The 17,697-nt window shown below is 66.0% G+C and carries 11 protein-coding genes; 4 read left to right on the top strand and 7 right to left on the bottom strand.

Annotated features, from left to right (window positions below; all coding sequences use genetic code 11):
• Positions 1-9: 9 nt before the first annotated feature.
• Both U4Y91_RS04170 and U4Y91_RS04165 read left to right on the top strand, forming a co-directional pair.
• Positions 10-6,324 (top strand): AAA domain-containing protein, encoded by a 6,315-nt coding sequence (locus tag U4Y91_RS04170; protein ID WP_321803778.1) that lies wholly within the window; start codon positions 10-12, stop codon positions 6,322-6,324.
• Complete coding sequence (locus tag U4Y91_RS04165; protein WP_321803514.1) at positions 6,321-7,667, top strand: hypothetical protein; 1,347 nt, start codon at positions 6,321-6,323, stop codon at positions 7,665-7,667. Before U4Y91_RS04170 ends, U4Y91_RS04165 begins: the two co-directional genes overlap by 4 nt.
• Before the next feature lie 175 nt (positions 7,668-7,842).
• On the opposite strand, the gene U4Y91_RS04160 is transcribed toward U4Y91_RS04165, so the two are convergent.
• The 4 genes from U4Y91_RS04160 to U4Y91_RS04145 form a co-directional block, all read right to left on the bottom strand.
• Positions 7,843-8,763 carry a hypothetical protein gene (locus U4Y91_RS04160; RefSeq protein ID WP_321803512.1) on the bottom strand — a complete coding sequence of 307 codons (921 nt, stop codon included), beginning with the start codon at positions 8,761-8,763 and terminating at the stop codon, positions 7,843-7,845.
• A 142-nt stretch (positions 8,764-8,905) separates the two neighbouring features.
• A complete protein-coding gene (locus U4Y91_RS04155; RefSeq protein WP_321803510.1) occupies positions 8,906-10,642 on the bottom strand; it encodes a site-specific integrase in 1,737 nt (578 codons plus the stop codon).
• Positions 10,643-10,791: 149 nt separating this feature from the next.
• A complete protein-coding gene (locus U4Y91_RS04150; protein ID WP_321803508.1) occupies positions 10,792-10,983 on the bottom strand; it encodes a DUF2964 family protein in 192 nt (63 codons plus the stop codon).
• Between the two features lie 12 nt (positions 10,984-10,995).
• Positions 10,996-11,475 carry a universal stress protein gene (locus U4Y91_RS04145; RefSeq protein WP_321803506.1) on the bottom strand — a complete coding sequence of 160 codons (480 nt, stop codon included), beginning with the start codon at positions 11,473-11,475 and terminating at the stop codon, positions 10,996-10,998.
• Between the two features lie 265 nt (positions 11,476-11,740).
• Between U4Y91_RS04145 and U4Y91_RS04140 the strand changes: the two genes are divergently transcribed.
• The gene (locus U4Y91_RS04140; RefSeq protein ID WP_321803504.1) at positions 11,741-12,502 is read left to right on the top strand and encodes a 2-keto-4-pentenoate hydratase; all 762 of its coding nucleotides are present in this window, start codon (positions 11,741-11,743) and stop codon (positions 12,500-12,502) included.
• A gap of 143 nt (positions 12,503-12,645) precedes the next feature.
• Positions 12,646-14,052, top strand: a complete 1,407-nt coding sequence (locus tag U4Y91_RS04135) for a 3-deoxy-D-arabino-heptulosonate 7-phosphate synthase (RefSeq protein ID WP_321803502.1) — start codon at positions 12,646-12,648, stop codon at positions 14,050-14,052.
• Positions 14,053-14,123: 71 nt separating this feature from the next.
• Here U4Y91_RS04135 and U4Y91_RS04130 read toward each other — a convergent pair whose 3' ends face one another.
• The 3 genes from U4Y91_RS04130 to U4Y91_RS04120 all read right to left on the bottom strand — a co-directional run bounded on the left by U4Y91_RS04130 (position 14,124) and on the right by U4Y91_RS04120 (position 17,182).
• Positions 14,124-15,179 carry an AraC family transcriptional regulator gene (locus U4Y91_RS04130; protein ID WP_321803500.1) on the bottom strand — a complete coding sequence of 352 codons (1,056 nt, stop codon included), beginning with the start codon at positions 15,177-15,179 and terminating at the stop codon, positions 14,124-14,126.
• A 139-nt stretch (positions 15,180-15,318) separates the two neighbouring features.
• On the bottom strand, positions 15,319-15,645 hold the full coding sequence (locus U4Y91_RS04125; protein ID WP_321803498.1) for a hypothetical protein: 327 nt from the start codon (positions 15,643-15,645) through the stop codon (positions 15,319-15,321).
• 31 nt (positions 15,646-15,676) lie between these two features.
• Entirely contained in the window at positions 15,677-17,182 is a 1,506-nt protein-coding gene (locus U4Y91_RS04120; RefSeq protein WP_321803496.1) for a hypothetical protein, read from the bottom strand.
• Positions 17,183-17,697: the final 515 nt, after the last annotated feature.

The raw sequence follows: 17,697 nt of genomic DNA, 5'->3' as shown, positions 1-17,697 counted from the left end.
ATGTCAGCCATGATGCGTTTTTGCCCGAATTGCCGAACCGAGCGATCAGTCGACGAGTGGTTCTGTGCCGGCTCTGTCGGCGAGGCCATGTGCAACTGGGACTTGTCAAGCGTCCCGATCCGGGCGACCGGCTGGCGCCCCCAGGACGTGATCACGGTCGAGACTGTCAGCCAGCAAGTGGCTTCGGAGACATCCGAATCCACCGTGCGGACATTGTTGTCGTGCACGAACGGCCATCCGATGAACGACGGCGACCTCATGTGCCTCGAATGTGGCGCGGATCCGGCCGTGCCAATTGACGCGGAGCTTCTCGGTATCGACGTTGAGGTTTCCGCAGATCGCTCGACAGAGAGTTCACCTCCGGCGCCCGTCGAAGAAACGCGGATCGACGGCTGGCGATTATTGCGTCAGATTTCCAGCACGGACGGTGTGCGCGAACGCTACGTGGCCCAGCAGGACGAGACCGGCCGGACGGCAGTCCTGACGCTTTATCGACCGGGCGCGGAACCGGATCCGGCGGTCTACGATGTGGTCCGCCGCCTACCGCGCGAGCACGTGCCGGACATCATCGCTACCGGACGCTGGGATCAACGTGCTTACGAAGTTTCTGAAGAGATGAGTGGCGGGACGCTGGCGGATCTCGGCATAGCAGTACGCGATATCGAGACGATCCGCCACGTGGTCGATGAACTTGGCCAGGCCCTGCAAGCGTTTTCGGACGTAGGTCTTCGGCATCGGGACCTGCGGCCCGGAACGCTGCTCGTGCGCAGTCGCGAACCTCTGGACCTCGTCATCAGCGGCTTCGGTTCGGCACGGCTGTCCGAATTCGATCTCGATATCGTCTCACCGCTCGAAACGACGCGCTATATGGCGCCCGAAGCCATTGCAGGTGGTGTTGCTGCAGCGTCCGACTGGTGGAGCCTCGGCATGATCCTGCTCGAGCAACTGACCGATGGCCGCTGCTTCGAGGGCATCAACCCGCGCGCGTTTCTGATTCACGTGCTGGCCAACGGCGTCACTCTACCGGACGATCTGGATCCGTCGCTTCACCTCTTACTGCGAGGCCTGCTGGCGCGTGACCGACATCAACGCTGGCAATGGTCCCAAGTCAAAGCCTGGCTGGACGGCCAACCGGTAGATGCGCCGTCGGCAGTGATGGTTGATTCAGATGGCAACGAAGGTGCCAGCATCGCATTGGGCGCCAGGCAATATCGCAAGCCGGCGGTCTTCGCGCTCGCCGCTGCGGAGCGTGAGAATTGGGAAGCGGCACGCGACCACCTGCATCGCGGCGTTGTGCTGACATGGGCAGAACAAGCCGGCGCCAGTGCGAAAGCGCTGGCCGGCCTGCGTCAGGTTGCTCAACTCGACGGCGTTGATGATGATTGCCGTCTGATGATCGCGCTCAAGCTGTTGAATCCTGACATGCCGCTTATTCTGCGCGGCGACATTGTCACGCCCGGTTGGTTGCTGCAAAACCCGCTGGAGGGTTACGACCTGGTGACCGGGCCGGTACCAACGCTCCTGGAACGGCTGGGTACGGAAAGCTGGCTGTCCAGGCTACGCTCTCGAGCCGATGAAGTACGACACCGTGCCGCTCATCTTGGCATCGAACTGGACGAGGACATGGTGCGCATCGCGCTGCTTTCCACCTCACGTGCTCAATTGGCCGCGCAATGGGAAGAGCGACGCCTGCTGTTGCCGGATTCGGACCATCACGGTCTGTTGTCGCTGTCGGAGCGCCGCGTCCTCAGCGAGGAAGACCTGATCGTTCTGCTGAGCGCGGCAATTTCACAGTTTCGTTCGGTCGACGAGATCCTCGAACAAGCGGCGGCCATCGCAGAGCGAGAGCAGATTCTGGTGTTCGACCGCCAGGCTGCCCGGACCGCGCTTGTACTGCCACGCGTCGATCTGTTCCACGCGATCGATGACCGAATCGCCGGATTTGCGCGGACCGGAAACCAGACAGTCGATGAATGGGCGGAGCAGTTCCGATTAGAACGTCGCTTGCCACTGCACGAAGTGGTCGTTCTCTTGTCCGTGCCCGCAGAGCAGTGGCTTGAGCCGCAGAAGCAGCAATACGTGTCGCAAATCCTCGACTTCTTCGAGAAGAAAGTCGCCACAGCTGTTTTGCGTGGTCCGTTGGTACGGATGACCATCGGCAAAACCACGGGTCGGGTCGATCTTCACGAACTGAACGGCGAACGATTCGCCAGCACCGCGCTACTCGACCATCTGCTCCAGCGCAATGTACAGGCGGTATCGGTGGACCCGGCCGTGTTTGGTACAAGCGGAACACTCGAAGGCCGATTGAACACGCTGTACCGGCAGACCTCGCTCTACAAGCGGGATACCGGCATCGACGGCCTCTATCTCGGCTTCCCATTCCTGCTTTACAAGGATCATCGCAGCACGACACGCCCTCGTATCGCCCCCGTCCTGTTGTGGCCGGTCAAACTGCTGATGGAACTCGGCACGCGAGGCCAGGTCGCGATGGCCTTCGACGGCGAGCGTGAGGAGGTTCGCCTGAATCCGGCACTCGAGGGCCTGCTGGGACGCGAGGCCGTCAAGGCATGGCGTGTCGCAGCCGACGAAGTGCTCGGACGTTCCGCGTTGAAAGCGGCCGACGTGGTCGATGCGTTCGGTCTGCTGGCCGATGTGGAAAGTCGGAAACTCGGTGCGCTACCGTTGCCGACCGTCGACGTCCCCGTCGGCGCGGCGCGTATCGCCTGCGCCGGCGTGCTCTTTCACGTCGACTTCGCCGGCCAAGCCATCGGCGAGGATCTGCGCCAGCTCAAGCAATTGTCGCCTTCCGGCACGGCGCTCGAATCGATGCTGCGGCTCAAGGACAAATCCGCCTACCAGGCATCAGAGGCGGCCCCGATCGAACTCGACCGATTCCTGACGGTGGCAAGCGATCCATCGCAGGAAGCAGCAATCCTGCAGGCACGTCAGGGCCCCGGACTGCTGGTCGAAGGGCCGCCCGGTACCGGCAAGAGTCAGACAATCGTCAACATGGTCGCCGACGCGATCGGACAAGGGCGAAGCCTGCTGATCGTCTGCCAGAAGCATGCCGCACTGGAAGTCGTTCGCAAGCGTCTCGTCGCGGAAGGCCTGGGCGATCGCATCGTGATGCTCAACGACGTCAACAAGGACCGCGAGCCAACCATCCGAGCAGTCCGCGAGCAACTGGATGCGATCTATCGCAGCACCTTGTTCGACCACGGATTGGCACGCCAGCGTGAACGCATGGCTGCGAGAATCGAGACCCTCGAGGGCGAACTCGATCGCCAGCATGCAGCACTGCATCGCGCCGATGAGTCAACCGGTCTCAGTTATCGGGCACTGCTCGGCGAGCTGATCCAGCTCGAAGCCGGCACACCGCCTGTCAACATGCCGCGATTGCGTACACGGCTTGCCACGCTGGATATTTCGGCGCTGACAACGCTGGAAGAACAATGCGCACCGCTCGCCCGCTACTGGTTACCATCGAAGTTCGAGGGCAGTGCGCTGGTGCAATTGAAGTCCTTCGCGACAGATGCTGCCACGCTCGAAACGTTCAATGCGATTTTCGCGGATTTCTGCGAGGCGGAGCGACTGCGAATCGAGACGCTCGCCGCGCATCCCGCGCGATTCGATGTCGACGACCCTGCCCCGTATCGGGCTTGGCTCGATGCCAATGCCGCCCGCCTTGTCGCGCTGGACGACACGCAACGCAAGCGGCTTGCACAATGGCTGCCGTTGTTTCGACCGGCCGATCATGCCGATGCTGAAGGCCATCGGTACTACACGGCGCTCGGCGCCCTGCATCGCGATCTGTTGACCGTCGAGGCCAGCGGCTTCGATGCCGTACTGTCTGATACCGTTGCGCGCTTGCCGGATCCAGAGCTCCGCAAGCTCGAGACTCAGGCGACGTTGGCAACTCGCGCCCCGTCTCTATTGCGTCGCCTGAACCCGGTCACGTATCTGCGGCGTGGTCGCTTGATGAAGTTCGTCACTGGCTGCGGTGCTCCCGCGACAGACGAGACGCTTCGCAAGCTATTGACTGCTACCCGGCTCGAAAAGGCCCGGAGGCCGCTGCGCGACGCTTTGAACACGATCAGCCGTGCATTGCATCTCGAGACAGTTGAGCCTACCTGCGGGCCAGCACTCGCCGATGCCTGCCTGACGCGCTTGCGCCAGTTCGAGGAAATCCGCGAACTCGCGCAGCATCTTGCTATCGCGCCACGCGGCGACGAGTTCGACTCGGCCGTGATGACCGGAGATCGAGCGCCCGTCGAACAGTTGCTCGACGGTTTTGAAACCGCGTTTGTGCGGCACAATGCACGCCAGCATAGTCTTCGTGCATTGCGACCGCTCGATGAGTGGCTCTCGACAGAACTCGTCGCCGCCTGTCGGCAGGCGATTTCCGAGAACATCAGCTATCAGGCGCCGTTGAACCGAATCAGCGATGCGTTGCCGACATTGGCCGCATATCAGCAATTCCGGACCCGAGCACGGCACGTCTCAAGCGACGGACTCGACGTGTTTGCCATCATGCGCGACCGGGAAGATGCTCTGACGTGCCTGCCTCCTGAACATCTCGACGACGCAGTGCGACGCATGATCAACCGCGAGGCACGCCTAGGATGGAAGCGGCGCATGGAGCAGGACAATCCCGAGTTGCTGCTCGACCAAAGCGAAACGACCGCAAAGATCGACGCGCTCGCGGCTGCCGACGCGGAAATGCGTCGTCTGAACCGCGAGACGCTTCGCAACGGTATCGACCTCGGCAGACTGGGTTCAGCGCGTGATTGGGAAGACGTGACGCGTTTGACCGGTCGGCGCTCCCGGCGTCTGCGCGAATTCATCGAACTCGGGACGGGGCTAGGCCTGATGGCGCTGCGGCCGGTCTGGCTGATGAACCCCGATGTCGCCAGCCGCGTGCTGCCGCTGAAATCAGGGCTGTTCGATTCCGTCGTCTACGACGAGGCATCGCAGATGCCGGTGGAATACGCAATTCCGACCCTGTTCCGCGGCAACTTGTCGATCGTCAGCGGCGACGAAAAGCAAATGCCGCCAACGGCGTTCTTTTCGAGCCGAACGGATAGCGACGAAACGGAAATCTTCGACGGCGAACAACCCGACGAGGCGGCGACGGAAGACGAACGTGAGCGCTTCGAGGAAACCTGGAACCGACGCGAAATCAAGGACTGCCCCGACCTGCTGCAGCTGGCACGTAGCGCACTACCCGTGTCGACGCTGCAGATTCACTATCGTTCGTCGTATCGAGAGTTGATCGGCTATTCAAACGCCGCGTTCTATGAGAACAACCTCAGCGTGCCGGTCCGCCATCCGGATGCCACGGTCCGCGAGATCAAGCCGCTAGAACTCGTTCAGGTGAATGGTCTTTACGAGCAGCAGACCAACAGCGACGAAGCAGATCGCGTGGTCGCCTATCTAGCGCAACTGTGGCAACAGCCCTACGATCAGCGCCCCTCCGTCGGCGTGGTCACGTTCAACCGCAAGCAAGCAGACCTCATCCTCGAGCGCCTGGAGCAGCGGGCGGAAGTGGACGAAGCATTCCGCGATGCCTATCGCGAGGAACTCGACCGAACCGATCGTGGCGAGGACATGGCCGTATTCGTGAAGAACGTCGAGAATGTCCAAGGGGATGAACGCGACATCATCGTCTTTTCCACGACCTTCGGGAGAAACGGCCAGGGAACCTTCCGGCGCATGTTTGGCGTGCTTGGCCAGAGCGGTGGCGAGCGGCGGCTCAATGTGGCAGTGACGCGTGCCCGCCATAAAGTTGTGCTCATTACGTCGATGCCTATCCGCGAGATCTCCGATATGCTCACGACGCAGCGCAAGCCGGCGATTCCACGCGATTATCTTCAGGGTTATATGGAATACGCACGCGCAATGTCGAACGGTGAGCTGTCCACCGGGCGTGCATTGCTTGGCCGCATGAGTAGCGAACGAGCGCACGCGAAGCTGCGGCAGACCGGTGTCGCCGACGGATTCGCGGCAGATGTGCTTGCATATCTGCAGGGCCTCGGTCTATCACCGGTGCCAGCCCAGGAAGGCGATGCTTTCGGGCTTGATTTTGCGATCGCAAATCCGGAAACCGGTCTTTATGCGATCGGCATCGAGTGCGATGCGCCGCGTCATCCCTTGCTCGAACATGCGCGTGCCCGGGAAATCTGGCGGCCGTCCGTGCTGGGACGAGCCATTCCGACACTGCATCGCGTCTCATCGCAGGCCTGGTACCACGAACCGGAGTCAGAGAAGGCACGCCTGAAAACAGCCGTAGAGCTAGCCCTGAGCCAGGAGGTAATGGCATGAGCGGCCCGAAAGTGGTCCGGATCGTGACGCGCGAGGAAATCGTCGCGATCTGCGAGGGACATCTGCAGCGCCTTGACCAGACAATCGCCACATGGATTGCCGAAGGTCGAGGTACCGGCAAGCTGTCAGACGAAGAGGTCGCGGCGACCCAGGCACGCCGTAACGCGCTGGGAGCATTGATCGCCGCCGACGCGTTTATGGATTTGCAGAAGCAAGTGCCCGACGAGATCGCTTTCCTGAAGACGGATCTCGCCCGGCGCCAACAGGAAGCGATAGACCAGGCCGAGCAGGCAGCGAAAAGGCGACGGCAAGGACGGCACAGCGCAACGACATTGCTCGGCGCACTGAAAGCGAAAGGCATCGAAATTCCGGCTGAACTCCATGGCCAGCTTGATCGCTTGCGCTCGGGCAACATGCCCGAAAATGCCGATGCATTGCTAGCGCAAGGGTTCGCCCTTCTAACGCCTGCTGTAGAACGAACACTCAACGATGCGCAACGGGCGCTAGCGAATCGGCTGCTGCCAGCGGAAGCATCGGCGGACTTCCAGACCTGGAAAGCAACGCAACTGACTGCGTCTCGTGATCCGTCGATCGAGCGTCTCGATCGACGGATCGGCGAAGCACGGGTATTCCTGGAACCGCAAGAGGTCAAGGGATTCTTGTCGCGACTGGATGCCCTCGAAGACGAGGAGAGCGACGCGCGAAGAAGCCTGTTGCTCGACAGCCTGATCCTCGACCTGTCGAGTGCAATCGAGGCGGCCCGCGCACGTCGCACGGCTATCTCGGTACTGGAGGAAGTGACGGCGGAGATTCGGGCTTGCAATACGGCAGACGCGGCAATTTTTATCGAACGCGCTCGACAGTGCGATATCGCCACGTCGCCTGACGTCGTGGCCGAGCTGACCCGAACCGGGCAGGACCTGATCGTTCGGGTGCGGCAGCAACAAGCAGCGGAGGCTCGGCGCAACGCAATTCTGAGCGGCTTGGCGCGACTCGGCTATGAAGTGCATGAGGGCATGACGACCGCATGGGCGAAGGACGGCCGGGTTGTTGTAAAGAAACCTTCCGTGCCGGATTATGGTGTCGAAGTCGGCGGTCAGGCGCAATCCGGTCGCCTGCAGGTTCGGGCCGTATCCCTCGTCGCGAATCGTGACGTTGCCCGCGACAAGGATGTCGAAACGCTCTGGTGTGGCGAGTTCGGTCGATTGCAGGCGTTGCTGGCACAGCACGGCGACGACTTGCTGATCGAACGCGCGATGGGTGTTGGCGAGGTACCGCTCAAGGTTGTTTCCGACATGGACCATACGTCTGGCACGGAAGCAGCCATGCGCACACTGAGGTAAGTCATGCTGGAGAAGGTCCTCCGGCACTGAAAAGAACAGGTGGTGCGCGAGCCGGGCGATTTCCGGATAGTGGTTGAGAATAATCGCTCCGGCAGACTCTTGAAAAACGGTGTCGGATTGAGTCCACAACTCACATCCAAGCATCCTTCCACCGCGCTCCACGCATGCGCGCCGCCTACCGCGCCGTCTGCTGCCGCTGCACCTCCTGCGCCTTCATCTGCAGATACGCGCCGCGCTCGACTTCGTGCAGTTGCTGCGGATACTGCTCGGTCGCGTCGAACCAGCGCGCAAGGCGCTGGTCGAGCGGCTTGTCGAGCGTCGCGAGATACGTGTCGATCGCGAGGTAGTAGCGCATCGTGTTGCGCTCCAGCAATCCGCGCACGCCTCCGATGTATTGCGGCTGCGCAGCCGACGCGCCGCTCGCGGCCGTGAACCCGACCTTGTCGCTGCCGACCGTCGCGAGGTAGGTCTTCATCGCCATGCGGCCGACCGTGCCGAAGCCGTACGAATACGTGAGGTGCAGGAACGTGCGCGACGCGCCGACCGGCACGGCCTCCAGCGCGATCCGGTAATCCTTCGTGCCCATCGGGCCGCTGTCGGCGGTCAGGTCGACCTGGAAGTAGTCGGGCGTCGCGGCGGCCACGCGGTAGCGGAACTGCACGCGGTAGGTGTCCGACAGCTTCTGCTCGATCTTGCGGCCGAGGTTCACGTCGAGCACCGGGGCGTTGCCGCCCGTCGACGCGTGACAGTACTTCGTGTTCAGGTGCAGGATCAGTACCGCGCACCAGTTCGCGGGGCCTTGTGCGGGATCGTTGAGCCTGCCGTTCACGACGGAAAACGGATAGTCGACGACCGCGTAGATATCGCCCTTCAGCGATGACGATGCCTCGGACGATTCGAGGTACAGCGGGCGGTGGAACGGGTTGTTCTTCAGTTGCTCGCCGAGGCTGTGGTAACGGTCGAGCAGTGCCGCCGCGCCGTCGGCACCGTCCGCGCCGAACGACAGCGCGCTCCAGCCGACGCATAGCACCGCGACGAGCGCGTGCCAGGCGCGGCGGGCGTAGCGCGGGGCTTGCGGGGGGGTGGATGTCTCCATTCTTGTGCTCCTGCCGAGGGCGCGCACGGATTGCGTGCCCGTTGCGTTACCGAATAAACCGTCTGACCGCCATCGCTGCCCTGTCGTTCCGTTCGTTTCGCATGCAAGCGTCCGTGCGCCGGCTCGCTTGCTCCCCGCTTGCTCATTTGTCAGCCGAAAACGCACTCGACATCTGCCGCGCCCGCTTCACATCGTCTCCATGCAGATAAATCGACGTCGTCGAGATCGACGCATGGCGCAGGTTGTCGCGCACCGTCGTCAGCTCCGCGCCGCGCGCGAGCGCATGCGTCGCGTGCGTATGGCGCATCCAGTGCGGGCTGGCCTGCCGCAGCTTCTGCGCGAGCGCAGGATTGTCGTCATCGACGAGCGCGGCCGTCTGCGCGAAAAACCGCTGCATCACCTTCCACAGCCGCACGCTCGTGATCCCGGCCGCGCCGTCTTCCGCGAGGCTCGCAATCAGCGGCGTATCCGGCCGCCAGCGCACCGGCGTCACCGGCAGCCGCCGCGCGACCAGATGCCGATCGAGCGCCGTGCGCGCGAGCGGCGGCAGCGCGACACGCGCGGCCTTGCTGCCTTTGCCGATCACCTTCAGCCATGCATCGCCGTGCGGGTCCGTTTCGATGTCGCCGAGCGTCGCGCCGACCAGCTCGCTCGCACGCAGCCCGGTCGCATAGCCGAAATCGAGGATGAAGCGCAGCCGTTGCGCGGCGGCCGGCGTCCAGCCGGACTGCGGCGCGCCGGACGGTTTGTCCTTGCGAAACTCGAGCCCGTCCGCGATCGTGCGCACGAGCAGCCATTCGCCTTCGGTGAACGCATGCGACGTGTCGAGCGCATTCGCGCCGCGCGTGTCGCGCACCTTGACGCCCGCGAACGGATTCGCGAGCAGGTAGCGCTGCTCGATCAGCCAGCGGAACAGCGCGCCGAGCACCGACAGCGTGTACGCGGCCGAGCGCGCGGACAGCCCGCCCGAAAACGGCCGCCAGTCCGGCGCGCCGCGCGGCCGCACCGGCCCGACCCAGCGCTCGTGCGGCGCCGGGTTGCGCAGGAATGCGCGATACGCGACCGCATCCTCGGTGGTCAGCGACGACAGCGCGCGCCCGCGCTCGACGATCGCCCACAGGATCAGCCGCTCGGCTTCCTTCCGGTACGCGCGGCGCGTCGCGGCCGATTCGTGCAGCGACAGCCACGCGTGCACGGCCGCGTAATCGTTGTCCGCGTCGAGCGTGCTGGTTGCGCGCGGCGCACGGAACGTACCGTTCGATCCGTCGACTTCGTGCGGCAGCTTCAGCTGCTCCCACGGCACGATGCCGCTGCGCGGCGTCGCCGCGATCAGCGCGCGCGCCCGCTCGGTCAGGTCGGGATGCGCGGAAAAGAACGCCTCGATATGCCGCGCGCTCGCCATGCCGAGCCCCGCGATCGCGCGCCACCACTGACGCCGCCGCGGAATCCGCACGGTCAGGTCGGCCAGCGTCGCGATCCCGTGCGCACGCAGCGCGACGACGGCGCGCGCCGGCAGCCACAAGCCGACGTCGTCGCTGATCTGCGGCACCGGCGCGCGCGCATGGCGCAGCACGCCGATCGCATCGGTCGCGGCCTTCGCCATCTGGATGCGCGCGCTGTCGGCATGACCGAGCTGCTCCGCGAGGTCGGGTCGCCCGGCCTGCCGCGCGACGCGCACGAGGCCGCGACGAATTCCGCCGATCACACCGCGCGCCGAGCGCCCTTCGCCGAGACGATCGGGCAGATAGCGCTCGACGGCCTGGCGCACGGTCATGCCCGCATACCACGCACGCAGCGCGGCCAGTTCGTCGGCGTCGGGAAAGCCCGCGGGCGCAGGCGCGGATTCGGAGGAAGGCGGTGAGGCGAGGCGCGGTGTCATGGGCGCCAGTTTGACAGAACTGCCGACGCTCGAAAACGTCTCGAGCGCTGCAAGACACGTGTGCGATGCAGGGGTTTGCGGCTTCGCGCGGGAACGGTCAACCTGTCATACGCGTGCGCCGCACGGGCAGAACCGACGCGGGCCGCGCGTCACCCCTCGCCCTTCGGCCCCGGGTTGAGCATCACGACAAAGCAGGCCACGCCGACGATCAACGCGATCGCGCCGCCGCGCAGCGCGGTCGTTGCGTCGAACAGCAGCCCGGTCACGACGGCCATCATCCCCGCGAGCGACACGAACACGGCGATCGCCGCGACGACGATCCGGTACTGGCGACGTATCATCGCGCGCTCGCGTCAGGCTGCCGCGGCGGACGCCGGCTCGCCGGCATCGTCGCCGCGAATCAGCAGCACCGGGCACTTCGAGCCGCGCACGAAGCGCTCGGCGACGCTCCCGAGCAGCACGCGCCGGATGCCGCGCCGCCCGTGCGTGCCGACTACCGCGAGGTCGATCCCGTGCTCCTTCACGTAACGCTGCAGGCGTTCCGCTACGTCCTCGCCGATGCTCTCGGTTTCGACGAGTTCGGCCTCGCCCTTCGCGCCGGCCAGTGCGATGATCTGTTCGGCTTCATGCAGCACCTTGCGCCCGTCGTCGCGGATTTCCTCGATGAGCGCGTGCGGGTCGAAACGGCCCGCGTACGTGAACAGCACCGACGTGTCGACCACATAGACGACGCTGACGTGCGTGTCGCCCGCCAGTGCCACCTTCACTGCCTCGGCAAGCGCCTGTTTCGACGAAGCGCTGCCGTCGACGGCCACCATGATCTTCTTGTACATGCGAACCTCGCTGGGGTGAGTTGCCGGGCGCGGTCGCGCGCGGCCATGTACCCATCATCGGCGGACGGCCGGTTCGAAGGTTGATGGCGATCAAGATTCCCCGAAAGCGGGTCGTGCGGCAAAGCGCCACGCGGGAAAGCCGGGGCGCCGTCCCGGCGGCCGAACCGTGCTGCCGAGCGGCCATGCCGCCGAAGGCGCTATCATCGACGTTACGACCTTCGTCCGGCCCCTTTTTGCCGGCTCACTTTCAACTCGCTCAACCGACATGACAACGACTACCGAACGCGTGGACGGCGCCGCCCAGCATCTCGTCGCCGCCCGCCATGCCGGCGTGCCCGGCCCGCTGCTGCCCGACGCCTTGCGCCCCGAGAACGTCGACACCGCGCTCGCGATCCAGCATCGCGTCGCCGACCTGCTCGGCGAATCCATCGGCGGATGGAAATGTGCACTGCCGCCGCCCGACCGCGTGATCGTCGCGCCGATATTCGCGTCGACGATCCGCGCAGCCGATGCGCCGTACCGCGTCGTCGGCGGCCCGATCGTGCGGATCGAGCCGGAAATCGCGTTCGTGCTCGATCGCGACCTGCCCGCCCGCGCGCAGCCGTACGACGAGCACGACGTGCGCGGCGCGATCCGCGAAGTGCGCATCGTGCTCGAGGTGCTGGGTTGCCGCTATGCGGAGCCCGCGCGCGCATCGAAGTTCGAACTGCTCGCCGACGGGCAGTTCAACCAGGGATTGTGCGTGGGTCCCGTCGTGCCCGACGGATTGAACGCGCCGCTCGCGACGCTCGCGCTGTCGTTCGAGGGTGCGCTGAATCGCACGATCGACGGCCGTCATCCGGACGGCGATCCGCTCAAGCCGCTGGTATGGCTGGTCAATTTCCTCGCATCGCGCGGCGACGGCGCGCGGGCCGGCCAGATCGTGACGACCGGTTCGTATGCGGGCGCGATCGACGTGCCGCTCGGCGATGCGCTGACGGTGCGCTTCGGCGAACTCGGCAGCCTGTCGGTGACGCTGACGGCCTGATGGGCTGACGCGCCTGTTGGCCTGACGTTCAGCGGCGCGTGCGGCTCGCGACGAACGCGGCGCCCGCCCCGCCTGCCGACGCTGCGTGATACCGTTGCACAACGCCCGTCACGCTTGAACCGCGTGCCTTTCCGACATTCGCCATGCCGCCGACACCGTTGCCCGCCCTGCTGGACGAAGTCCTGCGCACCGTCGATCGCCGCTACCGGTTGCCGCCGCTCGTGCGCGCGCCGTCGCTGACCGACGCCGCGAACCCGGCCGTCGTCATCGCCGTCGCGATCGAGGAAGCGCGCCGGATGCAGGCCGACGGCCGCACGCCCGACCCCGCATTGCAACGCCGCTTCATCGATGCGCTCGCGCGGATGATCGGCGACGCGATGGACCCGCAATCCGGCGACCCCGCCTTCCAGGCCGCGGTGCTTCGGCATCGCGCGGCGGCCGTGCGCGAATACGCATCGCTCGCCGCGCATGCCGAGCAGGACCGGCGCGCGCTGCGCTCGGCCGTCAACACGATCGCGCATCCGGCCCGGCTCGAGCGGCATGCGCAGGCATGGCAACGCGAACCGCTCGCGCGGCTGCATGCGGCTGCGGCCGGCGCGTCGTGGGACGATCTCGACGCCGCGCTGCGGCAGCTGCTCGCGCAGCCGGAGATGGCGACCGACACCGCGTTCGAACAGGACGTCGCCAGACTGAAGGACAGCGCCGCGCTCGCCCGGCTGCGGCGTCTCGATGCGCTGTCGCCGGATCCGGACGTCCGGCAGTACCGCACGCTGTGGAGCCGCCAGGGTCCGCTCGAAGGCAGCGCGCTCGCCGTCGCGCAAGGTGCCACGTCGCAACAGCGGGGCGCGGCCGTCGAAGCGCTGGCCGCGCAGGCGCTCGACGCCCTGGCCGCGCAGCTCGATGCGAGCGATGCGCAGCGCACGTATCGCGTGGTCACGTCGATGCGCGTGCCGGCCTCGATACCGGCCAAGCACGACCGCGCGAAAACCGAGTGGGATGCGGTGCTGCTCGGGCGGGCGCGCGGCGACGATCCGTCGGCCGCGTGGCACGTCGTGTTTCTCGTCGAAGCGAAAGCGTCCGCGGATGCCGCGACGACCGATCTGCCGCGCCTGCTGCGCGGCCTGAGCCTGCTCGCGCAAGCCGATCCGGACACCGTCTATGCGTTCGACACGCGCGAAGGCACGGTACGCCTGCACGGCGCGTCGCTGCACGCGCTGACGATCGACGACGCGGCATTGCAGCGCGAAGTGCTGTACTGCTGCGATGCGTCGGCAGACCCGGCGCCGCGCCTGCTGGGTGCCGCAAGCCGGATGCAGTTGCTGTCGGCGCCGGCGAGCCTCGAATACGCGAGCGCGCTGGCGCAGTGCACGGATGCCGATCCGCACGGCCTCGGCGCCGTCTGGCAAGCGCTGCTGGAACTGCCGTCATGGCGCACGGTGCTGCACCAGTACGAATCACTGCGGCAGGTCCGGGCGCTGATGGTGGGCGTCGACGATCTGATGGCCGCGATCGAAGGCGACATGGGCGACAGCGCTGCGAACGAGGCGTGACGTGCGAGCGCGAATGGCACGAATCGCACGAATTGCGCGACTTCCGCGTTGAATCGTCACGCGTCATCCATTCAGTTGTTGAGTACCCCGAACGGCAGTGTCCAGCCCTTCAGTCGCCCGCCATCTCCCCAGCGGCTTTCATCGTCCGCGCCGAACGGCAGCAGAACCGGCGCCGCCGCGCATGCCAGCGTTTCCTTCGGCGTATGGCCGAACTCGGCCTTGAACAGCCGATGGAAGTACTTCTCGTCCGGAAAGCCGTGCGCCCATGCAATCTCCGCGATGCGCTGGTGCCGGCGCTGCGGATCGCCGAGCACGTGGTACGCGTGACGCAGCCGCCTGCGCGTGATCTGCCGCATCACGCCGCCCTCTTCCTTGAACAACTGATAAAGCCGCGCCCGCGACACGCCGATGTCCCGGCAGATCCGCTCGGGTGCGAGGTCGGGCTCCAGCAGGTGCGCGTCGATATAGCGCCGCACGCGCTCGATCAGCGCGTTGTCGATCGGGCCGCGCGCATCGTCGAACGCCTGTGCGCTCGGGGCGACCGCCGCGCTCAGGAGCAGCAGCAACGATTGCACGACGCTCGGCAATTCGTGCGTGCGCAGGTTCGGCAGGTTGCGGTGCAGCGACAGCATCTGGTCGCCGAGCAGCCGCCCGATACCGCTCGCCAGCGTCTGCCCGTGCGCGTTCGCCGCATGGGCCGGCAGCAGATAGCGCGGCACCACGAGGCTGATCACGTCGCCGGCCTCGACCCGGCAGTCGTTGACCTGCGCGACGTCATAGACGAACAGGTCGCCCGCGCGCTTGACCAGCTCCGGCCCGCCGGTGCGGCACGTGAGCTGCCCGCCCAGCAGCAGCGTGAAGCGGATCGAATCCTGGCCGTCGAGCCGGATCCGCCGCGTCGTCCGGTGCACCGAGTAGGTCGGCGCGCGCGACCGCCAGCGCCGGCTCGAGAAGATCAGCGGGCCGAGCGCCGCGCCGGTCGCTTCCGCGTTGAACGCGCCGTAGCCGCCGAGGTCGTCCAGCCGGTAGTCGCAGAGCATGTCCTTGACCCACACGTGGAATCGGTCCCGCACGGGATAGTCGGTGGTGCGAAACTTGAAGACGGGGATGGCATCCGCTTGATCCATGGCAGGTTTCATTCGAGCCGACAGGAAAGGAAGGGATCGGTTCGTCGATTATCGGACCAAAATGCGGCGGTGGACAGCGGGTTCGTCGCAGTGCCCGCCGCGCCGTCGATCGACATGCGCGCGGCGGGCAGCGCGGGCGTCAGCGACGCGGGTGGCATTCCCAGTCGTTGTACGTCGGCCGGTCGATCGGCGTGAGGCCGGGAATCATGAACACGGTGCAGGTGAAGCGCCGCCCCTTGCCGGTGGTCGCGTCGTAACTCACCTGCTGGCCGCCGAGCCCGTTCTTCTTTCCGTACTGCACGTTGGCGATCGTGATTTCGTCCGACGACGCAAGGCCGATCGTCTTCGCGGTCGATGTCTGCACGTCGGTCATGTTCATCTGCGTCGTGCCGCAGCCGGCCAGCGCGAGGCTAGCGACGGCGGCGCCCAGCGCGGCCCGTACGGTGCAATGCAAGGTCTTCTTCATGGCTTCTCCTTCAGTTTCCCGCGCAACGCGATCACGAGCCCGGGGTATAGAAACTGGACTGCAGCTGGCTGCCGATACTCGCGACGTACGATTGCCAGAGGAGTGCCATCGACCCCGTCGCGTTGACGGCCAGCGCCGGCCACGACGCGCTCTGTGCCGCCACCGTCGACGCGCTCCACGCCCCGTTCCGGTAGCTGGCCGCGATGACGGCCGACGCGCCCGGCAAGCCTGTGTCCTGCCATGCGACCGTCACGTGGCCCGCCGCGTCGATCACCAGCGGCGGGTACTGGGCGGCCGCCCCGTTCAGGTGTTCCGTCAGCCGCTGCAGCGGGCCCCAGTTTCCGCTGGCATCGGACACGCTCGCCTGCAGCACCGCGCCGCCCTCCGCCCACATCACGGCCGCGATGCCGTTGTCGTTGACGGTCAGCATCGGCGTCGCGATGAAGCCGGTCGGCTCCGTGATCGCCGGCGCCACCGGCGCGGCCGGCTGCCACCCGGCGCCGGCGACGAAGCGTTGCGCCATCGTGGTCGTCTCGAGATGCCCGCCGGTCACGTCGAGCTGCCCCCACACAAGCGTGATGTTGCCCTTCGCGTCCATGCCGGCCGCGGGCGAGATGATCGTCGTAAACAGGCTCGTGTTCGATACTGCCTGGTTGACGTCGGTCCAGCCGTTGGTCGCGTCATACGTGGCCGTCCACAGCGCCGAATGCGTATGGTTGGTCTGCCGCCACGCGAGCACCGCGCGGCCGGACGACAGGACCGACATCATCGGCCTCACGTTGTCCGTATCGCCGGTCACCGCACCCGGCCCGGTTTGCACCGGCATCTGGATCAGCGCCGTGGGCGACCACTGTCCCGCCTGCGTATAGCGCGTCCAGGCGATGCGCGTATCGAGCAGGCTGATCGACTGCGTCCAGGCGACGAGCGCGTTGCCCTGGCTGTCGATCCCGGCCGTATAGGACGACGCGCTCATGTCCGCTGCCAGTTCGGACGCCGTGCCCCAGCCGGCGCCCGGGCTGTACGGGCGCGCCCACAATGCGTACGTGTTGGGGCCCGGCATCCATTCGGTCCAGAACGCGACCGCCTGGCCGCTCGCATTGCCGACCAGCTGCGGCGGAACGCCGGTCAACCCGTTCATCGAATGCGTACCGTCGCTCGTGTCGAGCCGCGTCGCGCTTTGCCAGCCCGAACCGGGGACATGACGCGCGCCCCACATTTCGTTGCCGTACGGACTGGCCGGGTCGACGGTCATCCAGGTGGCGAGCGCATTGCCGCTCGCGTCGATCGTCACGCTGGGGTCACCTTCCGGCCCCTTGCCGTCCACCGCGACGGCCGTCGACCAGCCGGCCTGCGGCTGCGTGGTTCCGCCGCCCGTCGGCCCGCCATTCGAGCCGCCGCCGGGCGATGTCGTGCCGGAAGGCGATCCGGGAGAGGTCGGCGTCGACTGCGACGCACCGCTCTTGGTCGAGACGTCGTCGCCGCCGCATGCGGTCAACGCGAGAACGACGGCCATGGCCGTCCAGGTAACGGGTTTCATCACAATCCTCTTGTTCTGGATCGACGGCATGTGCTTGCATACGCAGCAGGTCAAACCCGCAGCGCATATTGATAAGCAGTGCCATTCAATGGATATGGAATGCCGCGCTTTCGTCGAGCCTCGCCCGGTTCGATCGCGCGGACGGCCTTTGCTTCCGGTACGGACGACGGCTTGCGTACTGCCTCTGTCGACCAACGCCGGACACCCCGAAGTGCCGGCTGCATCTTAATTCATACGATCCGGAATCAAGGTGGGGTTGCGTCTACAGTGAGTGGACATGCATTTCGCCGGGTGTCGGCACGCGCATGAGCCGGTGATGCGCGGACACGGATTGCCGCGTCGGCCGCGGTGGGCGGTGGGCGGTGGGCGGTGGGCGGTGGGCGGTGGGCGGTGGGCGGTGGGCGGTGGGCGGTGGGCGGTGGGCGGTGGGCGTTGGGCGTTGGGCGTTGGGCGGTGGGCGGTGGGCGGTGGGCGGTGGGCGGTGGGCGGTGGGCGGTGGGCGGTGGGCGGTGGGC

This window comes from Burkholderia sp. BCC1993 (assembly GCF_905339865.1).
Classification (GTDB): domain Bacteria; phylum Pseudomonadota; class Gammaproteobacteria; order Burkholderiales; family Burkholderiaceae; genus Burkholderia.
Note: the sequence above shows the minus strand (reverse complement) of the source record. Positions and strands in the feature narration are given on the sequence as shown.